We start from the raw sequence: 11671 nt of genomic DNA on the forward strand, positions 1-11671 counted from the left end.
CGCGTCCGTCGCCGGCGCCGCCGCGTGCCTCGCGCCGCTCCCGCTGCTGCTCGGCGTGATCGGCGGGTGAGCACCGGGCGGACCTGCTGAGCGCGGGCGCGCCCGTCGGGGCGCCCGCGTCGCCGGGACCCGCCGGCCTGCTCCGGCTGGGCGCCCTGGCGCTGCTGTGGGGCAGCAGCTACCTGTGGATCGCCCTGGCGCTGGAGGCGTTCTCGCCGCTGCAGGTGACGGCCGGGCGGCTCGTGCTCGGTGCCGGGCTCCTGGTGGCCGTCGTCGGCGCCGGTCGCGTCCGGCCGCTGCTCGCCGACCGCTCGCTGCTCGGCCCGCTCGTCGTCGCGGCCCTGCTGGCGACGGTCGTGCCGTTCACCCTGTTCGCGCTGGCGCAGCAGAGCATCCCCTCCGGCCGCGCGGGCGCGCTCAACGCCACCACGCCGCTGTGGACGCTCGCCGCGGCCCTGGTCACGCGCTACCAGCGGCGCACCTCGGCGGCCCAGGTCGCGGGGCTGCTCGTCGGCCTGGCCGGGGCGGTGCTCGTGCTCGCCCCCTGGCAGGACCCCGCCGGGACGCTCGTCGGCTCCCTGCTCGCCCTCGCCGGGGCGGCCTCCTACGGCGTCGGCTACGTGCACGTGGCGGCCCGGCTCACCTCGCGCGGGCTGCCGGGGACCGCGCTCGCCGCGTGCCAGCTGCTCGTCGCGACGGCGCTGCTGCTCCCGGGGGTGCCGTGGCTGCTGTCGCGACCGGTCGAGGTCCCGGACGGGGCGGCGCTGCCGTGGGGGGCGGTGGTCGCGCTGGCGGTGCTCGGGCTGGGCGGCACCGGTGCCGCGTACGTGCTGCTGTACCGGCTGGTCCGCGACGACGGGCCGGTCGTCGCGGCCGGGGTGGCGTACCTGCTGCCCGTCGTCGCCCTCGTGCTCGGTGCGCTCCTGCTCGACGAGGCCATCGAGCCGGGGGCGCTGGCCGGTGTGGTGCTCGTGCTCGGCGGTGTCGCGCTCACGCGCCGTCACGGCACCGGCTGACCGGGCCACCGCGAGCCCCGTCGGTACAGGGTCTTCCCGGCCGCGCGGCCCCCGGAGAGCACGGGGCGTGACCGGCTGGCGCGGACAGACCGGGCGGACCGGGCACGACGGACGGTGCGTGCCGGGCGCGGGCCCCTCTCGTCCGTGCGGGGGCTGCCGCCCGGTGCCCGGCGTCACGGGCGGCGACCGGGGCTGGCCCGGGGGCGTGGCCGGCGCCGGACCCCGCTCAGGGTGCCTCCGGCGGACGTCGATCTGTCTGTCATGCCCACCTCCCCGTCCCGTCGTCCTGGTCCGGCTCCCCTGCTGGGGTCCGCCGTCGTCGCCCTCGGCATGCTCCTGGGGGCCTCCGTCACCGCACCCGCCGCGCTCGCCACCACGCCGGTCACCCCGCCGGCCGTCCAGCCCACGGTGCGAATCAACTCCGGCGGCGTCGCCGGCACCTTCGAGGGGGAGTTCTGGCAGGCCGACCGCTGGTTCGTCGGCGGCCGCACCAGCTACAGCGGCGACAGGGTCACCGGGACCACGTCGAGCCCGCTGTTCCAGGCACGCCGCGTCGCCCCCGCGGGCTACGACATCCCGGTCCTGCCCGGTACCTACGACGTCACCGTTCTCAGCGCCGAGACCTACTGGACCGCGGACGGGAAGCGGGTCTTCTCGGCCACGGCCGAGGGACGGCCGCTGGTGTCCGGCCTGGACCTGCACGCCGTCGCCGGCCACGACGTGGCGCACCGCGTGACGGGCCGGGTGGAGGTCCTCGACGGCACCCTCGACCTGGACTTCACCGCCACCGCGGACTCCGCCGTGGTCTCCGGCATCGTCGTGGCCCCGGTCGGCGTGAGCGGCCCGACCGAGCCGGCCGAGCCCGGCCGGGTCGTCAAGCCCGTCCCGACGACCCCCGAGCCCACCTGGGGCGCGCCCGCGCTGGTCGACCCCCTGGTCTGGGTGCCCAGCCCCACCAGCCGCGTCCTCAAGGCCCCGGCCGACCGCGACGTCCTCGTCCGGTGGCCCGCGGGCGAGCTCGACGGCGCCGGCGGCTACCAGATCAACGGCGGCCGCAACGTCGTGAGCATCGGCGGCACCATCAACTACAGCACCCGCCACGTCCTGGGCGTCGGCGGCGAGGCGGACCGCAACCGCTGCCTGTACATCCACGGCAACACCACCGCCCAGGCCCCGCGCACGGTCCACGTCGAGGGTCTCCGCTGCGCCGGCCCGAACATCTGGGAGGGCATCAACATCGACTCCAAGGCCGAGCGCGGCACCCTCACCGTCCAGCTGCGCGACATCGTCATGGACGAGGTCCAGGGGCTGCCCGGTACCGACGGGAGCGGCCACATCGGCGGCGACGCCCTGCAGGCCTGGAACGGGCCGCACCGGCTCCGGATCGACGGCTTCGACGCCCGCAACCTGCACTACCAGGGCCTCGTCCTCCAGCCCTACAGCCACGGCACCGGGGCGCTGGGCCAGTGGGAGCTGCGCGACGTCTACCTCGAGGGCGACTTCGACGGCAGCGCCTACCTGATGTGGCTGTCCGGCGCCCGGACCGGCGCGGGCTCGGTCCCGATCACCGTGCACGACGTCTGGGTGACCCCCTCGCCCGGCAAGACCGCCACCCGCACCCTGTGGGAGCGGGCGACCGACTGGCCCGACGTCACGGTGCTGCCGCCGCTGGCCTGAGCCCCACCCAGGGACGGGACCGCGCAGGACCCCAGGCGCGGCCTCCGTCCTACGACCCCCGAGCACCGCACCGACGACCCCCGGCAGCCCCTGCCGGGGGTCGTCGGCGTCACGGACCCGGCGCCGTGGCCGGACCGAGAGCGACCTTCAGGCGGCCAGCTCCTGGTCGGCGTCCACCGCCGCCGCCCGGCGGGACCACGAGGGGTCGATGCCGAACGCGTCGACGAGCGCCACGGCGTCGGGGCGCAGCTCGGTGCAGAGCCGGTCGACGTGCCGGGTGACGGCCTTGGCGTCGGAGCGGCCGAGCCGGCCGTGGGCGAGGAACCACGACATGTCCTCCTCCAGCCGGGACAGCACGGCCAGGTCGCGCACCCGGGCGAGCAGGTCCGCCGTCGGGCCGGCCGGGCAGGCGCGGACCCGCTCGTCGAGGGCCTCGACCAGCAGCCGGTCGACGTGCGCGCGGCCGAGCACCTGCATGTGGTCCTGCACGGCGGACGCCGCCGCCGCGGGCGTGGCACCGCCCGCGACCGCCGCACGGAGCCGGCGGGCCAGCCCGTCGAGGACGTGCTCCTCCCGCGCGGTGAGCAGCGCCACCTGGCGGGCGGGGTCGAGCACGTCGGTGCGCAGCGGCACGCGCACCCGGTCGCCCGCCCGGGACAGCAGAGAGCGCACCCCGGTGCGGACGGCGCCGAGCCGGCCGCGGGCGCCGGCGGCGTAGCCGGTGAGCAGGTTCTTGGCGACCAGCTGGACGAGCACGGTGTTGTCGCCCTCGAACGTGGTGAACACGTCGGTGTCGGCCCGCAGCTCCGGCAGCCGGGACGTCGTCAGGTAGCCGGCGCCCCCGCACGCCTCGCGCGCGGTCTGCAGCGTGCGCGCGGCCTCCCACGTGGTGGCCGCCTTGACCGCCGCCACGTCGGTCTCCAGCAGCCGGGTCGCGGCCTCGTCGAGCCGGCCGGCGTGGGCCTCCTGCAGCCGGTCGACGAGCCCGGCCTGGACGAACGTCCAGCCGTAGGCGCGGGCGACGGCGGGCAGCAGCCGCCGCCGGTGCGAGGGGTGGTCGAGCAGGCGCACCTCCTCGCCCGTGGCGGGGTCGGTGAACTGGCGCCGGTCCTGGCCGTGCCGCACCGCGACGTCCAGGCCGACCTTCGTCGCGCTCAGGGCGGCGCCGGAGATGCTCAGCCGGCCGCGGACCAGCGCGCCGATCATGGTGAAGAACCGGCGACCGGGGGAGGCGACGGGGCTGGTGTAGGTGCCGTCGGGGGCGACCTGGGCGTAGCGGTCGAGCAGCGCCTCGCGCGGGACCCGGACGTGGTCGAAGCGCAGCCGGCCGTTGTCGACGCCGGCCAGACCGGCCTTGCGCCCGCAGTCCTCGATCGTCACCCCGGGGGCCGGGGCACCGGAGGCGTCGCGGACGGGGACGAGCAGGGCGTGGACGCCGTGCTCCTGCCCGCCGGTGATCAGCTGGGCGAAGACGACGGCCAGCCGGCCGTCGCGCGCCGCGCCGCCGATGTAGTCCTTGGTGGCGCCGGCGTCGGGGGTGTGGACGACGAACTCCTGCGCGGCCGGGTCGTACACCGCCGTGGTGCGCAGCCCCTGGACGTCGGAGCCGTGGCCGGACTCGGTCATGGCGAAGCAGCCGGGCAGCGAGAAGTCCATGATCGAGGGCAGGTAGCGCTCGTGGTGGGCCTGCGTGCCGAGCGCCTGGACGGCACCGCCGAAGAGCCCCCACTGCACGCCGGCCTTGACCGTGAGCGACAGGTCGCCGAGGGCGAGCATCTCGAAGGCCGCCACGGAGGCGCCGACGTCGTCGCCGCCGCCCACGCCCGCGGGGAAGCCGAGCAGCTGGTGCGGGGTGCGGGCGACCTCGTGCATCGCCGCCGCCACCCAGGCCCGGTGCGCCTCGTCGTCGGCGTGCTGGCGGGGGGTGAACCAGCCCGCCGCGTGGGCGAGGCGGATCTCCTCGCGCAGCACGTGGTGACGACCGTCGAGGACGCGCCGCAGCAGCAGCGGATCGGCGCCGGTGGGGGTCGCGGGGTCGCTCACGGTGGCACTCCTCAGGGTTACGCCTGCGTAGGTTACCCAACGGTAACCTACGGACCCGGAGGTGACCAGGAGCGTCCCCGCCGCCGGTCCCGACGCCCCCCGGACGGCCCCTCGGACCGACGCGCTCAGCCGCCGTCGCGCTCCGTGCGGACCTCGTCGACGAGCTCCTCCTCGGGCCGGGGCGGCACGTCCTGGTCCTCCTCGAGCACCGGGGGCGCCACCGGGGCGACCGGGGCGTCCGGCGCCTGCGCGGCGGGGTCGTGGCTGTCCTGCTGCTCGCTCATGGTGGGCTCCTCCGTCGGCGGCCGGACGGTGCGCCCGACCGGGTCGACCGTAGCCGCGGCGACCGGCCGCGCGGCGGCCCGGCCGGACCCCGTCGGCCGGCGTCGGCACAGGACCCGTCAGCCGGCGTCGGCCCAGGACCGTCAGCCGGCGTCGGCCCAGGACCGGACGACGGCGACGTCCAGCGGGAAGTCGGGCGCCGCGTCGTGGGGGTCGCCGAACAGCAGGCGGCCGGCCTCGGCGGCCGTCTCCCGGACGAGCACGGCGACGTCGTCGGCCACCGTCTCCGGCGTGTGCACGAGCACCTCGTCGTGCAGGAACATCACCAGGTGCGGCCGCCCGCCGCCCGCGGCCTGCCCTGCCTGCCACAGCCGGTCGCGCAGCAGGGCCATCCAGCACAGCGCCCACTCCGCGGCCGTCCCCTGGACGACGAAGTTGCGGGTGAACCGCCCCCACGCCCGGCGTGCCTGGCCGGCGGCCTCCTCGGCGCGGTGCTCCTCGCCCGCCGGCTCCGTCCAGGTGCCGGTGGGGGCGGGGGAGCCGCGGCCGAGCAGGGTGCGGACGACCTCGCCGCGCTCGCCCGCACGGGCCGCGTCCTCGACGAGGGCGAACGCGGCGGGGTAGCGGCGTCCCAGCCGCTCGACCATGCGTCCGCTCTCGCCGCGGGTGCCGCCGTACATCGCGCCGATGATCCCGCCCTTGGCCTCGGCGCGGGTGGCCACGGCACCGCTGGCGACCATGCCCTCGTACAAGTCCCGGCCCCGGCCCGCCGCGGCCATCGCCCGGTCCCCGCTCATCCCGGCCAGCACCCGCGGCTCCAGCTGCGCGGCGTCGGCGACCACCAGCCGCCAGCCCTCGTCCGCGACGACGGCGGCCCGCAGCGGGGCGGGCACCATGAGCGCGCCGCCGCCGCGTGCCGACCACCGCCCGGTGACCACGCCGCCGACGAGGAAGTCGGTCCGGAACCGGCCGTCCTGCACCCAGGTGTCCAGCCACTGCCAGCCGTTGGCCGAGAGCAGGCGGGCGAGCTTCTTGTACGCCAGGAGCGGCTCCGCGACGGGGTGGTCGAGGCGCTCGACCGTCCAGGAGCGGGTGTCCTCGACGGGGAGCCCCGCGGCGTGCAGGGCGCCCAGCAGGGCGCCGGGGGAGTCGGGGTTGAGGCCGGGGGCGCCCAGCGCGTCGCGGACCTGCTCGACGAGGCGCTCGAGGACGACCGGCCGGCGGCCCGCGGGAGGGCGGGGGCCGAGCAGCCCGGTGAGCACCTGCGCGTGCACGTCGGCGCGCCAGGGCAGGCCGGCGGAGGTCATCTCCGCCGCGACGAGCGCCCCCGCGGACTCCGCCGCGACGAGCAGGCCGAGGCCGCGGTGGTCGGCGGCGCGCAGCGCGTCCTGCTGCCGGCGGAGCTCGGCGACGGGGTCCAGGCCGAGCAGGTCCTCGCCGTCGAACAGCGCGCCGCCGTCGGGTGCCGCCGCCCGCAGCGCGTCCCAGGCCCCGCTGGTGGCGCCGACGGCGGGGGCGGCGAGGGGGGAGCCGCGCAGCAGGTCGTGGGTCAGGCGCAGGTCCCAGCACCGCGCGACCCGGACCCCCGCGCGCAGCAGGTCCGGGTACCAGCGGGTCGTGCAGTCCCAGGTCCAGCGCGGCCGCGACGGCTCCTGCGCGGCGACCCAGCCCGGCAGGTCGGCGGCGGCCACGTGCGTGGTGGACAGCGTCGCGGAGCCGACCTGCTCCACCACGTCGACCCCGCCGAGCTCGTCGACCCCGTCGTCGGGGCGGCGCACGAGGACGAGGTGGCGAGGGGGCGCCGGGGGGACGGCGTCGACCACCCGCCCATCCTGCCGCCCGGCCCGACGCTGCCGCGGTGCGGGAGGCACCGGGGCCACCCGCGCCCGGCCTACCCCAGGTCCGCGAACGGGCGCAGCTCGATCCGGCCCGAGCGTGCCATCGGGTGCGCGGCGACGACGGCCACCGCCTCGTCCAGGTCCGCGCACTCGAGCACGTCGAAGCCCAGGACCTCGTCGGTCACGGTCTCCGTGGTGCGCGCGGTGACCCCGTCGCGCACCCGGACGGTCGTGGCGGTCCGGGCCGGCTCCAGGACGTCGCCGAGGACCCGCTGGCCGCGGCCGTCGGTCTCCTCGACCCAGGTGTCGATGTCCGGGCCGTCGGACAGGTCGGTGTCGGGCTGGTCGTCACGGGCGACGAACATGATGAAGCGCACGGGTCCTCCTCGGGGCGCGCGGGCCCGTCCGGCCCGTCGGGGGGCAGACCCGTGCACGTGCCACAAGTCATCGCGACGGTGTCGGCGGGGGCGGGAACACGCGCGTGCGGCCGTCGTTGTGCCGTCTCGTGACACGCAGAGCCTCGCTCCCGTCCGACCGCCCGACCCGCCCCCCCGCCCCGCGACCCGCGGCCCCCGCCGAGGGGTCGCGGCAGCCCGGGCAGCCCGGGCAGTTCTCGAACCCCGTCCTGGACGGCGGTCCGAAGGCCGACCACGGCGACCCCTACGTCCTCGAGCACCTCGGGGAGTACTACCTGTTCCACTCCGGCCCCCGCGGGATCGACGCCTACCGCTCCGACGACCTGGTGCGCTGGGAGTGGGCGGGCACCGTCCTCACCGGGGCAGGTGAGGGCCACTGGGCGCAGGTCGAGCTGTGGGCCCCCGAGGTCGTCTACCAGGACGGCCGGTTCGTCATGTACGTCGCGGCGACCTCGCCCGGCGTCGGCCGTGCCTCGGCCGGCAAGGCCCACGGGGCCGACGGCGGTGACGACATGCTCCGCCGCCAGGGCGTGGCCCGGGCCCCCGGCCCGCTCGGCCCCTACGTCTGGGACGACGAGCCGCTCGTGGCCGAGTGGTCCATCGACGCGCACCCGTTCACCGACGACGACGGCAGCCGCTGGCTGTTCTACAACGTCCGCAACGACGACACCCGCCACGCCGACGGCGCCCTCGGCTGCGGCAACGTCGTGGACCGGGTCGGCCCCGACGGGCGGCTGCTCGGCCGGCCCGTCCAGGTGGCCTACCCCAGCCAGGACTGGGAGGCGGGGCCGGGCGGCGAGCAGTACTGGAACGAGGCGCCCTTCACCCTCAAGCGGCGCGGCCGGTACTACCAGATGTACTCCGGCGGCTTCTTCGGCGGCGACGGGTACGCCGTCGGCGTCAGCGTGGCCGACGAGCTGACCGGCCCGTGGGAGAAGACCTCCTCCCAGCCGGTGTTCGTCAGCGGGGAGATCAGCGGGCCCGGCCACCACTGCGTCACCGTCGCCCCGGACGGGGTCACGCCGTACGCGGTCTACCACGGGTACGTCGCCGACGGCTTCGGGCGCAAGGTGCACCTGGACCGGCTCTGGTGGGCCGGTGACGGCCCGCAGGTGGGGCGCGGCCGCCGCCGACCGACCAGCGCGACGCTGGACCGGCAGCCGGTGCCCCCGTCCGCGGTCCACGACCCGGCCGTCGAGGCGTTCGCGCTGCGGGCCTGGGTCCGCGGCGAGCACGTGGACGTCGACGGGCTCCGGGTCGGGCTCGGCGGTCACCACGAGCACCTGCTCGAGGTCGATTCCGACGGCAGCACCATGACCGTCCGCGTGGACGACGCGCTCGTCGCCACCCGCCGCGGGCCGGCCCGCCCGGGGCTCGCGGGGGCGGAGGTGCTGCGCTCCACGGTCCACTCGCACCTGGACGACGACGGCGAGCACGTGCTGGGGACGCCGGCGCGGCGCAGCTGGGCCTGGGGCGGGTCCGGCCCGGTCGAGTGCTCCGTCGCGGTCGCGGGGCGGGCCCGGGTGCAGCTCGGCGAGCAGGTCGTCGACGTGGACGGCGTCGGCTTCGAGCTCGTCACGCTGCGCTCCGGGACGGGGGCCGAGGCCCTGCACGTCGTCGGCCTCGACGGCGGCGCGCGGGTGGCGGACGTCGTCCTCGACGCCCGCTGAGGCACCTGCGGGCCCCCTGGGGGCGGCGGCCGGCCGCCGCCCCCGGGGACCTCAGGACGGGGTCAGCCGCCGGCGACGAAGGCGTCCCGCGCCTCGACCGCGGTGTCCGGGTTGTCGCTGAACAGCCCGTCCACGCCCAGGGACAGGAACAGGGCGTACTCGGCGAACGCGTCGCCGTACGCGGCCGGGTCGGTGCCGCGGCGCAGCTCCGCCGGCAGGAACGTGTTCTCGTTGCGGAACGTGTACGGCACCACCTGCAGGTTGGCGTCGTGCGCGCGCTGCACGAGGTCGGTCGGGGCGGCGAGCGTGCCGGCCGGCGTGCGCGGCACGACCCGGTTCTTGTCCGGGCCGATCCAGTCGGCGTAGGTCGAGACCTCCTTGAGGCCCTCGTCGGTGAGCAGGGCGTCGTAGGTGTCGGTGCGGCCCTCGGCGACCCAGTCGTAGGGGGCGCCGGTGCCGCCCACCAGCTGCACGAGCGGCACGCGGGTCATCCGGCGGAGCTCCTGCAGGTTGCCCGTCTCGAAGGACTGGACGACGACCGCCGAGCGCGGCGAGCGCAGGCCGGCCTGGTGCAGGGAGCGGACCAGGGGCTCCTCCATCGACAGGCCGATGGAGTCGAAGTACGTGGGGTGCTTGGTCTCCGGGGCGACCCCGATGGTCCGGCCCTGGCGGCGGGACTCCTCGCGCACCAGCGCGAGCACCTCGTCGAACGTGGGGACCTCGTAGCGGCCGTCGTACAGGGTGTTCTCCGGGCGCACCTGCGGGATGCGCTCGACCGCCCGCAGGGTCTTGAGCTCGGCGAGCGTGAGGTCCTCGGTGAACCAGCCGGTGAGGCTGATGCCGTCGACGACCTTGGTCGTGCGCCGGTCTGCGAACTCCGGGCGGGTCGCGATGTCGGTCGTCGTGGAGATCTCGTTCTCGTGGCGGGCGACGAGCACCCCGTCCTTGGTGGAGACCAGGTCGGGCTCGACGTAGTCCGCGCCCATCTGCGCGGCCAGCCGGTAGGAGGCGAGCGTGTGCTCCGGGCGGTACCCGCTCGCGCCGCGGTGGCCGAACACCAGCGGGCCCGCGGCGGGCTCCTCCGGGCGGACCGGACGCTCGGGGCGCCCGAGGGTCTCGGCCCCGGCGGGGACGCTGCCCACGAGCAGGGTGGTGAGGGCGACGATCGGGACGGTCATCGGGGCGACGACCCTGGCCAGTGCGCGCACGGTGCTCTCCTCGGGAGGGATCGGCCCCGCCCCACGGGTGCGGGGCGCGGACGGTCCGAGTCAAGGCAGTGACCGGGGAAACACTCAACGCTCCCCGGGTGAACGACGGCTGACGGCTCGGTGCCCGCCAGGGGTCGAACCCAGGGCCAGGGCTGGGCATGCTGGGCCCGTGGACGCCCGCGAGCTGCTGCGCACCGCCTACGGCGACCTGTCCGGGCTGCTGCTCGCGCTCGACGACGACGAGGCCGCCCAGCCCACCGGGTGCGCCGGCTGGGCGGTGCTCGACCTCGCGCAGCACCTCGTCGCCGACGTCCGCCGCGGGCTGGTGGCGCTGGCCACGCCCGCCGACCCGCCGGCGACCAGCGACGCCGTCGGCTACTGGCGGTCGTGGCAGCAGAGCGCCGAGGAGGCGGCGGACGACCGCTGGCGGACCCGGGCCGCCGCCAGCCTGGCCGGCGGGGTCGGCGTGCTCGCGGCCACCTACCGGGAGACGACCGACGCGGTCCTCGTCCTGGCCGGCCGCGTCTCGCCCGGGGCGCTGGTGCGGACCCAGGGGCACGTCCTGCGGGTCGACGCCCTGCTGTCGACGCTCGTCGTCGAGGCCTGCGTGCACCACCTCGACCTCGTCGAGCGGATCGACCGGCCCGGTCCGCGCCGCGGGCCGCTGGGCGAGGTTCGCCGGGTCGTCACCGAGCTCGCCGGCCAGCCGCTGCCGGAGGACTGGGACGACGCGACCGCCGCCCGGCGCGGCACCGGGCGCGAGGCGCTCACCCCCGCCGACCGGCTCGCCCTCGGCACGGTCGTCGACCGCTTCCCCGTCTTCGCCTGACTGCCAGACCGCCTGCCCTGCGCCGTCGGGACGCTCAGGCGAGCGGGCCGAGGACGTCGGCCGGTGCGAGGTCGTCGAGCAGCCCGGCCACGGAGAGGACCCCGAGCAGCTGCTTCTCCTCGTACCGGAAGTGGCTCTCATGATCGCGCCGATGCCGTCGAGGTGCCGCAGCGCCGCCCGGGGCCCGTCGCCGCGGGCGAGCGCGGCCTCCAGCGCGCCGAGCAGCTGCTCGACCATGGCGTGGTCCTGCACCAGGCGGTCCACGACCGGGCGCAGCTCCGGGCGCGCGGCCAGCAGGCGGGGGAACAGCACCCGGTCCTCGGCCCCGTGGTGGCCGCCGAGCGCCCGGCAGAACCCCCAGCAGTACAGCAGCCGGTCGCGCGTGGGCGGGTCGACGTCGCCGCCGCCCTCCAGCTGCTCGCGCGCCAGGTCCACCGCGTCGCGCAGCCGCCGGTGCACCTCCTGCAGCTCCTGCGCCCAGGCGTGCAGGCGCGGCAGGTCGGACGGCACCGGAGGACCGTAGGCGTCCGCGGGCCCCCGGGGAAGGCTTCCGGTGGCGGGACCGGGCGCGCTCTGCCGACCATGGCCTCCCGACCCCCGAGGAGCCCCCATGACCCACCGCCAGACCCCCGCCCGCGCCCTGGTCGCGCTCGCCGCCGCCGCCGCGCTGGTCGCCGCCCCCGTGCTGCCGG

The 11671-nt window shown here is 77.1% G+C and carries 9 protein-coding genes and 1 pseudogene; 4 read left to right on the forward strand and 6 right to left on the reverse strand.

Annotated elements, in window-relative coordinates:
- The first annotated feature begins 164 nt into the window (after window positions 1–164).
- Together WCS02_RS12155 and WCS02_RS12160 are read left to right on the forward strand one after the other, a co-directional pair.
- Window positions 165–1016: a DMT family transporter gene (locus WCS02_RS12155; RefSeq protein ID WP_340293528.1), complete on the forward strand. Its 852-nt coding sequence runs from the start codon at window positions 165–167 to the stop codon at window positions 1014–1016.
- Between the two features lie 261 nt (window positions 1017–1277).
- A complete protein-coding gene (locus WCS02_RS12160) occupies window positions 1278–2693 on the forward strand; it encodes a malectin domain-containing carbohydrate-binding protein (protein WP_340293507.1) in 1416 nt (471 codons plus the stop codon).
- Between the two features lie 147 nt (window positions 2694–2840).
- On the opposite strand, the gene WCS02_RS12165 is transcribed toward WCS02_RS12160, so the two are convergent.
- From WCS02_RS12165 to WCS02_RS12180, 4 genes are all read right to left on the reverse strand, one after another.
- Entirely contained in the window at window positions 2841–4736 is a 1896-nt protein-coding gene (locus WCS02_RS12165; RefSeq protein WP_340293510.1) for an acyl-CoA dehydrogenase family protein, read from the reverse strand.
- A gap of 125 nt (window positions 4737–4861) precedes the next feature.
- Entirely contained in the window at window positions 4862–5020 is a 159-nt protein-coding gene (locus WCS02_RS12170; RefSeq protein WP_340293513.1) for a hypothetical protein, read from the reverse strand.
- Window positions 5021–5161: 141 nt separating this feature from the next.
- Window positions 5162–6841 (reverse strand): bifunctional 3'-5' exonuclease/DNA polymerase, encoded by a 1680-nt coding sequence (locus WCS02_RS12175; protein ID WP_340293516.1) that lies wholly within the window; start codon window positions 6839–6841, stop codon window positions 5162–5164.
- A gap of 68 nt (window positions 6842–6909) precedes the next feature.
- Complete coding sequence (locus tag WCS02_RS12180) at window positions 6910–7233, reverse strand: YciI family protein (RefSeq protein WP_340293519.1); 324 nt, start codon at window positions 7231–7233, stop codon at window positions 6910–6912.
- A gap of 128 nt (window positions 7234–7361) precedes the next feature.
- Here WCS02_RS12180 and WCS02_RS12185 point away from each other — a divergent pair, with 128 nt between their 5' ends.
- Entirely contained in the window at window positions 7362–8942 is a 1581-nt protein-coding gene (locus WCS02_RS12185; protein WP_340293521.1) for a glycoside hydrolase family 43 protein, read from the forward strand.
- A gap of 62 nt (window positions 8943–9004) precedes the next feature.
- On the opposite strand, the gene WCS02_RS12190 is transcribed toward WCS02_RS12185, so the two are convergent.
- Entirely contained in the window at window positions 9005–10150 is a 1146-nt protein-coding gene (locus WCS02_RS12190; protein ID WP_340293523.1) for a glycerophosphodiester phosphodiesterase, read from the reverse strand.
- Window positions 10151–10319: 169 nt separating this feature from the next.
- Here WCS02_RS12190 and WCS02_RS12195 point away from each other — a divergent pair, with 169 nt between their 5' ends.
- A complete protein-coding gene (locus WCS02_RS12195) occupies window positions 10320–10979 on the forward strand; it encodes a maleylpyruvate isomerase N-terminal domain-containing protein (RefSeq protein WP_340293526.1) in 660 nt (219 codons plus the stop codon).
- Between the two features lie 234 nt (window positions 10980–11213).
- Here the strand turns inward: WCS02_RS12195 and WCS02_RS12200 are convergent.
- Window positions 11214–11591 (reverse strand): annotated as a pseudogene (locus WCS02_RS12200) (hemerythrin domain-containing protein); the annotation flags it as partial.
- Window positions 11592–11671 lie beyond the last annotated feature (80 nt).

The sequence above is a fragment of the Aquipuribacter hungaricus genome (genome assembly GCF_037860755.1).
In the GTDB taxonomy this organism is placed as follows: Bacteria; Actinomycetota; Actinomycetes; order Actinomycetales; family JBBAYJ01; genus Aquipuribacter; species Aquipuribacter hungaricus.